This window comes from Rouxiella silvae (assembly GCF_002093625.1).
GTDB classification, from domain to species: Bacteria; Pseudomonadota; Gammaproteobacteria; order Enterobacterales; family Enterobacteriaceae; genus Rouxiella; species Rouxiella silvae.
The window spans coordinates 19,058-33,796 of sequence record NZ_MRWD01000020.1; the positions used below are offsets into that span (position 1 = coordinate 19,058).

Annotated in this window: 9 protein-coding genes; 7 read left to right on the forward strand and 2 right to left on the reverse strand. The window is 51.3% G+C overall.

Going from position 1 to position 14,739, the window contains the following annotated elements:
* Window positions 1-12: 12 nt before the first annotated feature.
* The 3 genes from BS639_RS09970 (at window position 13) to BS639_RS09980 (ending at window position 2,439) form a co-directional block, all read left to right on the forward strand.
* A complete protein-coding gene (locus BS639_RS09970; RefSeq protein ID WP_084983011.1) occupies window positions 13-945 on the forward strand; it encodes a sugar phosphate isomerase/epimerase family protein in 933 nt (310 codons plus the stop codon).
* Between the two features lie 79 nt (window positions 946-1,024).
* The gene (locus BS639_RS09975) at window positions 1,025-1,459 is read left to right on the forward strand and encodes a 6,7-dimethyl-8-ribityllumazine synthase (RefSeq protein ID WP_084983012.1); all 435 of its coding nucleotides are present in this window, start codon (window positions 1,025-1,027) and stop codon (window positions 1,457-1,459) included.
* A 23-nt stretch (window positions 1,460-1,482) separates the two neighbouring features.
* A complete protein-coding gene (locus BS639_RS09980; protein WP_084983013.1) occupies window positions 1,483-2,439 on the forward strand; it encodes a sugar-binding transcriptional regulator in 957 nt (318 codons plus the stop codon).
* 11 nt (window positions 2,440-2,450) lie between these two features.
* Here BS639_RS09980 and BS639_RS09985 read toward each other — a convergent pair whose 3' ends face one another.
* Together BS639_RS09985 and BS639_RS09990 are read right to left on the reverse strand one after the other, a co-directional pair.
* A complete protein-coding gene (locus BS639_RS09985; protein ID WP_055777078.1) occupies window positions 2,451-2,849 on the reverse strand; it encodes a hypothetical protein in 399 nt (132 codons plus the stop codon).
* Between the two features lie 13 nt (window positions 2,850-2,862).
* Window positions 2,863-4,230: an MFS transporter gene (locus BS639_RS09990; RefSeq protein WP_084983014.1), complete on the reverse strand. Its 1,368-nt coding sequence runs from the start codon at window positions 4,228-4,230 to the stop codon at window positions 2,863-2,865.
* Window positions 4,231-4,334: 104 nt separating this feature from the next.
* Between BS639_RS09990 and BS639_RS09995 the strand changes: the two genes are divergently transcribed.
* From BS639_RS09995 to BS639_RS10010, 4 genes are all read left to right on the forward strand, one after another.
* Window positions 4,335-5,228: a LysR family transcriptional regulator gene (locus BS639_RS09995; RefSeq protein ID WP_055778206.1), complete on the forward strand. Its 894-nt coding sequence runs from the start codon at window positions 4,335-4,337 to the stop codon at window positions 5,226-5,228.
* Between the two features lie 774 nt (window positions 5,229-6,002).
* Complete coding sequence (gene pqqU / locus BS639_RS10000; protein WP_233427652.1) at window positions 6,003-8,183, forward strand: TonB-dependent receptor PqqU; 2,181 nt, start codon at window positions 6,003-6,005, stop codon at window positions 8,181-8,183.
* Window positions 8,184-8,388: 205 nt separating this feature from the next.
* Window positions 8,389-10,788 (forward strand): glucose/quinate/shikimate family membrane-bound PQQ-dependent dehydrogenase, encoded by a 2,400-nt coding sequence (locus BS639_RS10005; protein ID WP_084983015.1) that lies wholly within the window; start codon window positions 8,389-8,391, stop codon window positions 10,786-10,788.
* A gap of 201 nt (window positions 10,789-10,989) precedes the next feature.
* Window positions 10,990-14,517 carry a hypothetical protein gene (locus tag BS639_RS10010; protein ID WP_084983016.1) on the forward strand — a complete coding sequence of 1,176 codons (3,528 nt, stop codon included), beginning with the start codon at window positions 10,990-10,992 and terminating at the stop codon, window positions 14,515-14,517.
* Window positions 14,518-14,739 lie beyond the last annotated feature (222 nt).

Here is a 14,739-nt window from a genome sequence, read left to right on the forward strand (position 1 = left end):
AAGGGGGCAATGATGGCACTCACACTGTCTTTGAACACCAATCCGCTGGTCAACCGCCTTGCGGAGCCGGAAGATCTGATTTACACCGTCGCGCGCGAAATCCGCATTCGTGACCTTCAGCTGACCCACGAATTTATTAATCCATCGTGGCCCGCTGCAACCCTGCGCCGCCTGACGCGCCGAATGAGTGCCGCGATGGCGAGCACCGGCGTGCGCGTCACGTCGGGCATGACTGGCCCTTACGGACGGCTTAATCATTTTGGTCATCCCGATGCAGACGTGCGCCGCTATTACCTGGATTGGTTTAAAACCTTTGCTGATATCACTGCCGATTTGGGGGGCAAATCGGTCGGTTCGCAATTTGCTATCTTTACTTATCAAGATTATGACTATCCCGCACGACGGGAAGCACTGCAAAATATCGCCGTTGATTGCTGGTGCGAAGTGGCGGAGCATGCCAAAGCCGCAGGCCTGGAGTTTCTTTTTTGGGAACCGATGAGCGTGGGCAGAGAGTTTGGCGAAACCATTCAAGCCAGTATGAGTCTGCAAAAACGGCTGGCCGAGGCATCAATGGCGATACCGATGTGGATGATGGCTGACATCGATCACGGCGACGTGAGCTCTACTAATCCTGAGGATTATGACCCTTACGCCTGGGCCGCTGCCGTGCCGCGCTTCTCGCCAATTATTCATATTAAGCAAAGTATGTTAGATAAAGGTGGTCATCGCCCCTTCACTGCGCAGTATAATGCTAACGGCCGAATTCAACCCGAGCCGTTACTTGATGCTTTTGCCCGCGGGGGAGCAAAGGACAACGAAATTTGTCTGGAGCTAAGTTTCAAAGAGCGTGAGCCCAGCGACAGGCAGGTTGTCGCACAGATTGCCGAAAGTGTGGCTTTCTGGGCACCGCATATTGATGCCGGCGGCCAGCATTTATCACTATAACGGCTGTGTTATCGTGGATGATAAGGGCGATTCCCTTGATTATAATGATGAATATTATTGAACCTTTACTGGAGTTTTTATGACCGCCCCTATTAAGATTGCCTACATCAAAGCCAACTGGCACGCCGATATTGTTAACCAGACGCTGGTAGGTTTTAAACAGTATTTGGAAACCCATCAGCAGGCGTATGAGCTTGAAGTGTTTGACGTCCCCGGCGCATTTGAAATGCCTTTGCTGGCCAAGCGTTTGGCCCAGCGTGGCAACATTGATGCTGTAGTTTGCGCCGCTTTGGTGGTTGACGGTGGTATTTATCGCCATGATTTTGTTGCGCAGGCAGTGGTTAGCGGCCTGATGCAGGTTCAGCTAGAGACCGACGTGCCGGTGTTTTCCGTTTCACTGACCCCACACAACTTCCAGCCAGAAAAAGAGTTCACCGAGTTCTACCATACGCACTTCGTCAAAAAAGGCGCAGAAGCAGCCAAGGCCGTTTGCATGGTTCACGCTATTAAATGATCGAGACGGTTTTGAGGTAATCCATGAAACATTCTTCCTCGCAGGCGGACGCTGACGACTCCCTTGCACTACGAGCCGCTTGGCTGCACTACGTAGGAGGACTGACTCAGGCAGACGTTGCAAAACGTCTGGGGTTACCTTCCCTAAAAACCCATCGAATGATCGCCCGCGTGGTGGCCGACGGTGCGGTAAAGGTGACCATCGATGGCGATATCGTTGAGTGCGTCAAGCTTGAGGATCGGCTGCGGGACAATTTTGGCTTGAGCTTTTGTCGTGTTGCGCCAGATTTGGCCGAAAGCGGCCTGCCGGTCAGAGCCTTGGGCATGGCGGGCGCAGACTATTTGCGCAGCCTGCTGGTTTCCGACCAACTGACGACCTTGGGACTGGGACATGGCCGCACGTTGTCTTCTGTGGTGCATCAACTGCCGCGTATCGATGCGCAACGGGTGCAGTTTGTTTCTCTTTTGGGCTGTCTGACGCGCAATTATGCCCTTAATCCGCACGACGTCATGCACCGCATCGCCGAAAAAACCGGTGCACACGCCTACATCATGCCGGTACCATTTTTAGCTAATACCGTTGAAGATAAAGACGTTCTCCTGTCCCAACGCGGGGTGAGAGAAGTTTTCTCGATGGCTGAAGGTGCCGAAGTAAAACTGGTGGGTATTGGTACGGTAGAAGCCGCGGCGCAGTTGGTGGAGGCCGGTATGGTGCAAGAGGACGAAATGCAGGATATTTCATCCTCCGGCGGCGTGGGCGAGTTAATAGGGCATTTCTTTGACCGCCACGGCCGCGCCATCAATACCCAACTCACCGCCAGAACGCTGGCCGTGACGCTGGATACCAATCGCGCCGATAAAATTGTGGCGATTGCCGGCGGTGAAAATAAAATCGATGCGATCCGCGCCGTGCTGGCCAGCGGCCTGCTGCACGGATTAATCACCGATGAAATTACCGCCAGTGCATTGGTCAAAGAGTAATTAAACAACGATCAGAGGGCGCTGCTGGTTTCATGCAGATGGCGCCACACAATGTTACCCTGCGCCGTGCGTTCAAACACCGCGGTGGAATAACGCAGCGTTGTAATGTCGGCAAGTCGTTGCTTTTCCTGATAACTTACCACAGCACCGGTTGGCCACTCTGCCACCGTGCGAAGATCAAATACCTCAATCTCCAGTCCACTTTTTGCCGAGCCGTTAGCGCGGAAAAATCTGCTCAGCCCGGCAAAGTCCAGTGCATTTCCCGCGACGCCGATCATGCTGTACTGCTCGCTGAAGCGGGTTATCAGCCGATCGCAGACCTCTTCAGGCACCTCGCCTTCGCCCAGCCATTGCTCAATTAAGCGATGGGCCTCAATGACTTCGTTAAAGTATGGATTAGTGTGCAGCATAATATTTCCTGTGTTATGGCGTGAGCCTAGCGACAATGCGGCAATTATCAAGTCGCAGGCAGAGCGCTATGGGGAGAAGGGTGCTGAGTGCCGCGAGGGCAAAACAACTGCGATAGGCTTCACTTGCCGGCTGTAGCGCCGAAAGCAGATTATACAACAGCCCCATTAGCGTAACGCCGAGGCAAAAACTTAGCTGGCGATTGATATTCCACAGCGCGCTGGCATCGCTAAGTTGGGCATTGTCGATATCGATAAAGGCTGCGCTCTGCGCCGTGCTACTGCAAAGACTGCTGCCAAAGCCCATCAGCGCAAAGCAAACAATCTGAGTGATCCTGTCATCGGCTGTGCCAATCAGTGTGAGTCCTGCCAGGCCGCAGCCGTTGATTATGCAGCCGGCAATAAACAGCGGACGTGGACCAAGCTGATTGAATTTTTTACCGGTCAGGCTAATCGCCAAAAAGGCGGCCAGTGCCCAGGGCAGCATCAGTTCACCGACCTGCGTGGCAGGCATCCCCAGCTGGTTTTGCAGATACAGCATCGTCAGCAGACTAACGCCTGTGAAAATGCCGGGCACCAGTTGATAAATAAGCATGGAAATTTTAAACAGCGGCAGTCTGGCAAGCCGCAGATTGAGCAGTGGGTGAGGCTTTTGCAGCGACCGGTAAATGAAAAATAGCATGATTGCTATCCCGGCCATCAGTAACAACGCACCGATAAGTTGGGTGCCGTTGCCGCCTAGCAGCGTCAGCCCGAGAAGAATCAGCAGCAGCGCGGAGGAGGAAGTCAGTAATCCGCCCACGTCTAACCTCTGGACGGGTAGAGCAGACTTTTCGCTACGCAACCAAAGGGCCGCCAACAGCAGGTTCACTGCCGCCAGTGGAACGGAGGCAAAAAACACCCATCGCCAGCCAACGTTGTCGGCAATAATTCCTCCCACCGCCGGTGAAAGCGCGGGCGCCAGCAGCCCAACCAGCATAATAATGGCCGAAAGGCGTGCCCGTTGGCTTGGGGGATAAAGTGCATAAGTTAGCGTCTGACCAATCGGGATGAGCAGGCCGCCTCCTAAGCCTTGCACAACTCGCCAGCCTATCAACGCAGCCAGTGAATTGGCGGTGCCTGCACCCACAGTGGCCACCAAAAAAGTCATCAAAGAGATCAATAAAAGGCGCTTGGCACCGAGTCGGCTGGCCAACCAGCGGCTGGCGGGGATTACCAGCGTAAGGCCGACGATGTAACCGTTGCTTATCCACGCCAACTGCTCCACGTTGGCCTGAAAGTGGTGCGAGATTGCCGGATAGGCCACGTTGGAAATAAACATGTTAATCAAGTCGATGAAGAATCCGAGCAGGTAAACAACAGCGACGCGCGTGCGATAATTCATGGGGTTCTCCGCAAATGAACGGCGAGTGTAATCGACATAATCAGGCGGATAAACCGCACCTCAGCAGTTACACTGTCAAAAAAATTTTGACAGTGGGTTGAGTGATGCTGAATTTTCAACGATTAGAGATATTCGTCAACGTGGCGGCAGCGGGAAGTTTTACCGCCGCCGCCGGTGCGATGGGGCTGACCAAAGCGGTGGTGAGCTTCAACATTAAGCAGCTGGAAGCCGAACTCGGCGTCGCTCTGCTGCATCGCACGACGCGCCGTGTTTCATTAACAGGCGCAGGGGAGGGGTTTTATCAACGCTGTTTACTGTTGCTGCAGGATGCCGAAAGCGTATTGGACGAGGTTCGCCGCGACCATCATGGACTGAGTGGCGTGTTGCGATTAACCACCACGCCTGAATATGGCGCGCGTAAAGTCGTGCCTGCACTGAGTTCGTTTGCTGAACGACATCCTCAGCTGCGGGTGCAGTTAGTGTCGTCATCCACGCATAGCGATTTGATTTCAGACCGCTTTGACGTCGCAATTCGGCTAGGTCAACTTGCAGATTCCAGCCATCACGCTACGCTTATCGACAGTTTTGACATTTTACCTGTTGCCTCACCGGCTTATATACAGCGTTTTGCACCGCAGGGCATTCATTCGTTAGCGCAGTTAGCGCAGGCGCGATGGATTGCCCACAGTCGATTATCGACGCCGCTGAGTTGGGTCGTGACCACGCCCCAGAAGCACAGTTGTCTTTTTAACGTTGAGCCGGGTGCATCAATCATGGCCGACAGCGCGGCGGCGCTGTTATCGTTTGTCCTTAACGCCGCCGGTGTGGCGCTTTTGCCCGCCTGGCTGGTGGCCGACGAAATTGCGCAACAGAAACTGACGGTGTTGCTTGCGGATCACCACTTTCCGCGCCAAGGGATTTATGCGCTGTATCCCAATACACGCTATGTGCCGGAGAAGGTGAGACTGTTTATTGAGCATCTTAAGAACAGGATTTAACGCACTAGAAGAAGTGTGATCTAGGTCACATTTCATCGGTAGAACTTATCTATTTCAATTTATACATAGTTAATACCTATTAGCCCCGAGATATATCGCGATAGCGGGGAAATAATTAATGAAAATATCGTTGAAGAATTAGCGTTAAATAGGCCGTGTGAATAAGTGCGGCATTTGGCGCGATTAGTAGACAGTTGACGTTTTGTAAAGGTCAGTTAAGCGAAATTATGTCTAATAATTGCGCGTAAACAGGCGTGAGCGGTTACAATTTGGCGGCTTTTTCTTTGCATAATAACCCGTGGTTTGGTGTTGATAAAACAGGGGTTGGAATATTATCGGTCGGGTAAATCTGTTTTATAACGCGGGTGATTTCGACATGTTTGGCCGGTTCTCTCCGCCATGTTTTTTTATGTAATTGATTTTTAATGATCTATTTGAAATAATTATTACCGTGATGCAAATGTGAAAAGCCGTTTTTTAAATAATGGGTTATAGATATGATTCATGTATTTTATGTGTGTAATCGATTACACTGATTGGAAGATACATATTTTATACGTACAGATAACTTTTAAAATCATGCACGTTAACTCTGCGTGCTATATTTTTTAAAATACAGCCATCCTGTAAAGTTCTGTATATACTCTCCGTTCGTTTAAATTTATATTATGCAGCTGCGTGACACAGTCTCTGGGGATTGCGTGCCTTGATTGACTTATTCATCTACGTTGTGGGCGCGTGAGCAGGCTTAACTTTAAAAATCGAAAACTTTCCGTGAATAACAAAACTTCAATTTCAACTTTCGTTTTATTGTCTATGTTTCAGCCGTTATCAGTCAGTTATGCGCAAACGTCCGCGCCTGCTGATAAGCCGTCTGCCGCTGACAAAAAGGTTAAGTCCGATTCCCAAGGCAACACGCTGCTTATTGTTGCGCAACAGCAAAACGGTGGACTGTCGGAGCTCGATACGCCCGCTGCGGTTAGCGTAGTCAATGGTGACGATGTGCGTGACAGCCGGCCTCAGGTCAATCTCTCGGAAAGTTTAACCGGCGTTCCTGGCCTACAGGTTCAAAATCGTCAAAACTATTCGCAAGATCTCCAGCTTTCCGTTCGCGGCTTTGGCAGCAGCTCGACTTATGGCGTGAGCGGCGTGCGTATTTACGTTGATGGCATTCCGGCGACCATGCCTGACGGGCAGGGCCAGACGTCAAACATCGACCTCAGTTCTGTTGATAAAATTGAAGTTCTGCGCGGTCCGTTCTCAGCGCTTTATGGCAATGCCTCAGGCGGCGTCGTTAACGTCGAAACACAAACCGGCCAACAGCCGACCACGTTAACCGCCGGGACTTACTTCGGCAGCTACGGCTCATTTCGCAACAGCGTAAAAGCCTCAGGTTCGACCGGCGACGGCACCCACCCCGGTGACGTAAATTACACCATTTCAGCCTCACGCTTTACCACGCAGGGCTTTCGCGACCACAGTTCGGCGCGTAAAAATCTCGGCAACGGCAAACTTGGCGTGCGCATCGACGATCGCAGCACCCTGACGCTGATGTTCAACAGTGTCACCGTTGACGCGGGTGACCCAGGCGGGTTGACCGAATCAGAATGGAAGGCCAACCCAACGCAGTCTCCGCGTGCCGATCAGTACAACACGCGCAAGTCGATAGATCAGACTCAGGTCGGTTTGCGCTATGTGCGCGAAATGACGGACAACGACGAGCTGAGCATCATGACCTATAAGGGTGAACGTCACACCACGCAGTATCAGTCAATTCCACCAGGACCCCAGGCGAGTCCGGCTTATCCGGGCGGCGTTATCGTGCTCGAACGTCGCTATCAGGGCATCGATACGCGCTGGAAACACGACGGCCAGTTAGGCGCGGTGCCGGTCACGCTGATTGGCGGTCTGGACTATGAAACCATGACGGAACGCCGCATGGGGTACAAAAACTTTATCGTTGAAAACGGCGTTAACGAGTACGGCGTCAAGGGTGACGAGCGCCGCAACGAAAAGAACAAGATGTGGAATCTTGACCCTTATTTGCAGAGCACCTGGAAACTGACCGACCGCTGGACGCTGAATGCGGGCGTGCGCTACAGCACCGTCAGTTTCAGCTCAAAAGATTATTACATCGTTCCCGGCAATGGCGACGATAGCGGCAGCACGCGCTATCACAAAGCGTTGCCAATGGGATCGCTGAGCTATGCGCTGACGCCGGCCTCAAATCTCTATGTTTCAGCGGGACGCGGCTTCGAAACGCCAACCATTAACCAACTTTCTTACCGCCCCGACGGTTCTACCGGTTTGAACATCAACCTGAAACCGTCGACCAGCAACACCGTTGAGCTGGGCAGTAAAACGCGTATTGGCTATGGCCTGCTGACGGCGGCTATTTTCCAGACTGACACCGATAATGACTTGGCGGTTGCGACCAGCGGCAGCGGACGCAGCAGCTATGCCAACGTCGGCAAAACGCGCCGTCGCGGTCTCGAGCTGTCATTCGACCAGCAGTTTTCCTCTGACTGGCGTTTGCGCATGGCCTGGACGCTGCTTGATGCCACCTATCGAGACAACGTGAATACCTCGGTCAGCAACATTCCCGCAGGCAACAAGCTGCCGGGCATTGCGCGTAACTCGGCCTATGCTTCATTGGGTTGGGCGCCGCCTGAGGGCTTCCACGCCGGAGCCGAGCTGCGTTACATGAGCGATATTCAGGCCAACGATGCCAACACGGCGCAGGCTCCGGCCTATACCCTCACCAGCCTGAATGCCGGTTACCGACTTAACTGGCGCAGCAACTGGTCACTGGACCTGTTTACCCGCGTCGACAACCTGTTTGACCGCCACTACGTCGGCTCGGTTATCGTGAATGAAACCAATAGCCGTTATTTTGAACCGGCACCTGGAAGAAATTGGGGCGGCGGCGCAACGCTTACCTATACTTTCGAATAATTGCTGAAGAAAACTACATTGGCTCCCGCCAGGGAACAGGACAGGGCCTTTACAGAACCTAGAGCAAGCTGGCTCTTAACGCCGATTTAACCGGGTGTTAAAGAGGGCTTGCCCGAGGAAGGACATTCCGCACTACGCCGAATGTTTTTAAGATCTCCTTTCACGGCGAGATCGAAGACAATGAAAATCTTGTAAGGTTAATAATATGCAAACTAAAGCTTCGTTATCGCGCATAGTCGTCATAATCACCGCTTTGTTCGCCGCGTTAAGCGGATTATATTTATTGGTCGGCGGAATATGGCTGACGGCAATAGGGGGCTCCCTCTATTACATTATCGCCGGTGTTGTTTATCTGGCAACGGCATGGTTGCTTCTGCGCCGCCGTGCTTCAGTTTTGCTGCTTTATGCCGTGTTCCTTTTGGCAACCACTATTTGGGGCCTGTGGGAAGTGGGGTCCGACTTCTGGGCACTGACGCCGCGTTTAGACGTGACGTTCTTCCTGGGCCTGTGGATCCTGCTGCCCATCGTTTACAACACCATGAGCAAAAAGAATGCCTTCGCACGCGCTGCGCTGGCAACCTCGCTGGTGTTCACCGTGGTGGTACTGGTTTACTCAGTATTTAACGATCCGCAGGAAATCAACGGCACCATCCCAGCGGCAGACAATGCACCTGTGCAGTCTACCTCTGGCGTTGCCGATGCAGACTGGCCTGCCTATGGACGTACCCAGGCGGGCACCCGTTACTCCCCGCTGAGCCAGATCAACGATAAAAACGTTGGTCAATTGAAAGAGGCCTGGACCTTCCAGACTGGCGACGTGAAAACGGCGCACGATCCAGGTGAATTCACCGATGAAGTTACGCCGATTAAAATTCGCGATACGCTTTATCTGTGTACGCCGCACCAGAAACTGTTTGCTCTGGATGCCGCAACCGGTAAGCAGAAGTGGGTATTTGATCCGCAGTTGAAAACCGATCCAACCTTCCAGCACGTGACCTGTCGTGGTGTGTCTTACCATGAAGCGCCAGACGTTGCCCAAGGCAATGCTTCAGGTTCTGCTGCACCAGCACTCTGTTCTCGCCGCGTTCTGCTGCCGGTGAATGACGGTCGCATGTTTGCCCTTGATGCTGAAACAGGCGCGCGCTGCCCTGACTTCGGCAACAATGGCGAACTGAATCTGCAGAGCAACATGCCTTACGCTTCTGCGGGTCGTTACGAGCCAACTTCACCGCCGATTGTCACTGATAAAGTGATCGTGGTTGCCGGTGCGGTTACCGATAACTACTCAACCAAAGAGCCTTCAGGCGTTATCCGTGGTTTCGACGTGAACACCGGTAAACTGCTGTGGGCCTTTGATCCCGGCGCTGCTGATCCGAACAAGATCCCTGGTCCGGGCGAAAACTATACGCCTAACTCACCTAACTCTTGGGCACCAGCTGCCTACGATGCGAAGCTGGACCTGGTTTACCTGCCAATCGGTGTGGAAACCCCTGATATCTGGGGCGGTAACCGTACTCCAGACATGGAGCGTTACGCGAGCAGCCTGCTGGCGCTGAATGCTTCTACCGGTAAACTGGCTTGGGTGTATCAGACTGTGCACCATGACCTGTGGGATATGGACGTACCGGCTCAGCCCACTCTGGCAGACATTACCGATAAGAACGGTAACAAAGTTCCGGTTATCTATGTTCCTACCAAAGTGGGTAACATCTTTGTTCTGGACCGTCGTGACGGCAAGCTGGTTGTGCCTGCAACGGAAAGGCCTGTTCCACAGGGCGCAGCCAAAGGCGACCACACGTCTCCTACTCAGCCGTTCTCTGACCTGACTTTCCGTCCAGAAGCCAAGCTGACCGGCAAAGACATGTGGGGCGCAACTATCTACGACCAACTGATGTGTCGTGTGATGTTCCACCGTCTGCGTTATGAAGGCACGTTCACCCCGCCTTCAGAGCAGGGTACGCTGGTGTTCCCGGGTAACCTGGGGATGTTCGAGTGGGGCGGTATCTCCGTTGATACCGATCGTCAGCTGGCTATCGCTAACCCGATCGCGCTGCCGTTTACCTCTAAACTGATCCCACGTGGACCGGGTAACCCAATTGAGCCGCCTGCAGGCTCTACCGGTGGCAGCGGTACCGAGTCTGGTATCCAGACCCAGTACGGCGTGCCTTACGGCGTTGAACTGAATGCGTTCCTGTCTCCGCTGGGCTTCCCATGTAAGCAACCTTCATGGGGTTACATCTCTGGTGTTGACCTGAAAACTAACGATATCGTTTGGAAAAAACGTATCGGTACCGTGCGCGACAGCTCACCAGTGCCGCTGCCGTTCAAGATGGGTATGCCAATGCTGGGTGCGCCAACCTCAACGGCGGGTAACGTATTCTTCATCGCAGCAACCGCAGACAACTACCTGCGCGCGTTCAACATGAGCAACGGCGACCAACTGTGGCAGGCACGTCTGCCAGCGGGCGGTCAGGCTACTCCGATGACTTATGAAGTGAACGGCAAGCAGTATGTGGTGATTGCAGCCGGTGGTCATGGTTCATTCGGCACCAAGCTGGGTGACTACATTATCGCCTACGCACTGCCGGACGATGCTAAAAAATAATTAACTTAATGGCGGCGGAAGCTGTCAGCGGTTAACTCGATATCAAGGGCCACTCAGCAATGGGTGGCCCTTTTTTGATCCCTTTATGAAATTTACTTAGTTGAAACGTTAGAGTTTTATATTGGCCGGCTCGGTAATGTGTTTACCCTTTCAAACACCAACAGGTGTTCGCCTTCAGGACACTTTCACCGAGATCGATTAATGAATAATCAGCCCGTTTCACAACATTATATTGTATCGCCCGCGTTAATCACGGCGGTTAAGGTGATAACCCTTCCACAAAATATTGTCGTTGTTCCGACCGTGCTTATGGTGGTGAACAATCCTGCTCAGCCCGCGTCAACAAGCGGGGAAAGTGGCTTCAGTACCGCCGTAAACCTCCCTGGCAATAATACGTTTAATCGTGCGGAATTTTTTTCCAGGGCGGAATGTATATCAAGACAACAGATCGAGGCGGCAAAATTAGCCACACCAAGACTCCCCCTTCAGACCGGGAGTGAGTATGTGACTACGCTGGTAAATGCACCGGGAGGAGACAGACTTAGTGCAAAACAGTTGGCGGATGCGGCGGATGTTTCACGCTATACGGTGGGCCACATCATAGAAATTAGAGGCGAAACGAAAGGGACGACGTCCTTACGAGAGATTAAACGTGATGAAGGGGAAACCGATTTAAAGTACGGAAGAAGATTAAAATTACTTAGGCCTAACTACTCTAATGATGATTATGTCGCGGTATCGGGTGCGGCTAGAACGACGTTATTAGACTACCCCGAATTTCAGCCAGATACGCCTAAGGTAGCATCGTTAAGAACCAAACCAGAGGCTGAGCAACGTGAACATGAGTCAGTCAAGGACTGGGGGTTACGTTTAATGACTGAGTATAAACTGGCTCCAGCCGAATGTGCCCGTTACTGCGATCAAAAAGTCGGAATTTTCCGGTCATTGAGTCTCAAACGCACTGCTGGGCAGGCCAGTGACCCAAAAAAAGTGGTAAAGGCGCAACAGGCGGCTAATGTGTTCACTAAGCCTGATCTACCTGCGCCCGTTCTCATCAATATTGCCACTGCACCCAATTTGACAATGGCCATGAAAGCGCCAAATAATTTTCCAGCTGCGGACGTACCGCAGGCGACAATTGATCTTTCTGATATTGAATATGCCAATTTCACACCGATAGGTTCACCGGCGCCAGTGCAGAGTCCTCTCTCGCCACCGCCGCTTGCCTCCTCATCCCATGAGCGTGCATATCTATTGCAAGAAGCTAACCAAATCAATTCGCTGCTTAACGCTGCTGATTTCCCGCCGACACGATTCATTACCGTCCAAGGTAATGACGCAACCATTAATACTTACCGAAGAGTAAATATGCCGATTTCGTCAAGTGCTAATCCTCACAACGAAATCCGACTGATGCGGACTAATCTGCCTACTGGCAGTGCGACACAAGCATATTATGAGCTGTGTGACGGTGCCTACCGTGTTCCTAATCGTCACGATGCAGAGTCGCTGTATCGCGCATTGGCGCAGTACGAAGTATTGCAAGTCTCTGCGATTCCTATCGCCCAATTAGATCCTGATACCGTCACGCCGGGTGAAAATAACAGTAAGAATGAAGAAGAAAATAACAGAGAGCATGAAGCTGCCCAGCTGGGAGCAGATGCCAGAATGAGTGTTGTCGAGACAATAAGGCGTTATCAGGAAATGGCGGGAAATGCGTTAATGGCTCAGCCAGCCATGACGACCCACATTACGCGTGTCGATGACTCACCAGAAGGCATCGCGTCGTTATCGAGTTCGATAAGTTCGCTCTCAGTAGAAGAGAGGGCACCCGCGGCGAAAAAGGCCAAGTTACGGCAGATGATATGGAAAGCAGAACCAGAAAAATTACCGGGTTTATTAATCGAACTAGAAAAGGTTACGGCGAAAAGTCCTGCGGAGGTTTTAAATTGGATCAGCAGTGAACAGTTAATGGAGCATGCGGTTCTCGCAGTCTTAAGCGGAAAGGCTCATCATACGGGGTCAAGGGTGATGCGAGATACGGCGAAGGCGCTATTCAATATTCTAGCAACCCAATCTGAATTACTACATCAAGTTTACAATACGCTATTTCCAAATAACCGTGAGCTGGGCCTTCGCTTTGTTAATACAATACCTTTGGTTATCCACTCGACGACGGGCGTAGTTATCACCCAATTGCTTAAAAAATTATGCGAAAATTCTGAAGTCAGGAGAGAGATAAAAGAATTTTTCAAAGAAAAATATGTCGCTGACAGAGAGATGAGCGAAGAATATTCGCTTGGTAGTAATTTTTACGGGCGCCTTGGAATAATGTCCCGTGAAATGGCCCCAGCAAATAATAGTCTGGAGGAACGTAAAAGGAAAAATAAAGAAGACAGTATTGAAGGGGGGGGGCAACAAGCAGATAATTGGAAGTCAAATCTGTCAATATCACTAGAAACTTTGCGCGAAAGTGGATTATCTAGGCGCACATCATTCTGGCGCACGCTAACACACAAAAAACTTTTCAATAAGCCAACGGCAGAAGAGCAAGCACGCCAGCGCAATAACCTTGCCAGGATTATGTATGAGCATGTGCTGCCGATGTCTGAGGATAGGATACAAAGGTTACTGCAACTAGATTTAGAGAAATATACTCGCTGGGAAACGAATACCAACGCATTTCGTGCCTCAGGACGAAAACTTCATGATGAACAACAGAAGGTTAGGGCGCAAAAACGGCTGGAGTCGTTTGCCGCGACGGCGCTAGCTTCGACTTCTTTGGCTATTCATGGGCAGAGACGCGCGGCTGCACGTAATGCCGAAAAATACCTGGAACAGGATGCTCTAAAAAATAGGCAGTGGCAGGAAGACCGGACAGTCCGCGATGTTGCCAACGAGACGCTACGCCTGCGGTCGCCTAATTTTATTGCGGCGGCGGCGGGCGCGGTAATCAATGCGTCGATGGGCGAGCTTCAAAGTCGAGTCAGGCCTTCGGCAGCCAGTATTCGTTCGTTAATTCGTGAAGGCCACGCCCTGCAAGAAAATGAAAAAATGAAATCGAAAATCAGTAGCCCTCAGAGTGTGGCTTTGAATGAAGAGGCCTCAATAGACCAGCCTTATTCGCCATTAACGCGTCCCGGCAGTGTGAGTTCGCAGATTGAAGGCCATATTAATGAAATTGTGGACAGGAGCGAGTTTGCTAGGGAGGAGGACATTCCTTCTATTCATTCAAGCGACTTTGATTCCGATATCGATAATAGCCTATGGACGCTTGACAGTGAAGCAACGGAGGTATATTCCCAGGCAGATGCTATGTCAGTTGATACCAGTATTTACTCGCTGGATGATTCAGTGACAAGTAGAGAACTTACAAACGAACCTAATCTAGGATTCAATGAAACCCTAGACAGAACGATTGTCCTGTTGGACAGATTTAATAATACTCTCGATGCAGAATTGCCCGCTATAGAAGTCGATCAGCAGGAAGTCGACGCTCTTTTGACTCGATATATCGAAGAGCATGATTTGAATTTGCGGATTTCTTTACCAAACACTCCTCTACATGAACCCGGTGTAGATGAACTTTCCCTCGAAAATATAGAGCTTCAGATTATTGAAGAAATAAAAATAGTAGAGGAGGGCAATAAACAACCCTATTCCCGACAAGCTACTCGACCCGTTGATCCGTCGCCGCGGCATGAACAAACCGCCTTGCTGGCGGACTAAGCTCGACGTTTACAGCGTTTAATTAAGGGACATCGCGTTGTCCTTTCTTTTGTCCGTTTCATTAATGGCAGACAGTGAATGTTTCAAGCCGTGTTTACCGATTGAACCATTCGTTAATGGGGTGTCTACTTTTTTTGGCCCTTTTTCGTCATGAAAAAATTATTCAAATGATTGAAAAATAGCAGTGATTTATTAGCCGAACACGTAGTCTCTCTTCTCCTT

What these genes read in the sequence shown, in the direction of transcription:
- BS639_RS09970 (WP_084983011.1), top strand. Translation starts at nt 13, where the DNA reads ATGGCACTCACACTGTCTTTGAACACCAATCCGCTGGTCAACCGCCTT.
- BS639_RS09975 (WP_084983012.1), top strand. Translation starts at nt 1,025, where the DNA reads ATGACCGCCCCTATTAAGATTGCCTACATCAAAGCCAACTGGCACGCC.
- BS639_RS09980 (WP_084983013.1), top strand. Translation starts at nt 1,483, where the DNA reads ATGAAACATTCTTCCTCGCAGGCGGACGCTGACGACTCCCTTGCACTA.
- BS639_RS09985 (WP_055777078.1), bottom strand. Translation starts at nt 2,849, where the DNA reads ATGCTGCACACTAATCCATACTTTAACGAAGTCATTGAGGCCCATCGC.
- BS639_RS09990 (WP_084983014.1), bottom strand. Translation starts at nt 4,230, where the DNA reads ATGAATTATCGCACGCGCGTCGCTGTTGTTTACCTGCTCGGATTCTTC.
- BS639_RS09995 (WP_055778206.1), top strand. Translation starts at nt 4,335, where the DNA reads ATGCTGAATTTTCAACGATTAGAGATATTCGTCAACGTGGCGGCAGCG.
- BS639_RS10005 (WP_084983015.1), top strand. Translation starts at nt 8,389, where the DNA reads ATGCAAACTAAAGCTTCGTTATCGCGCATAGTCGTCATAATCACCGCT.
- BS639_RS10010 (WP_084983016.1), top strand. Translation starts at nt 10,990, where the DNA reads ATGAATAATCAGCCCGTTTCACAACATTATATTGTATCGCCCGCGTTA.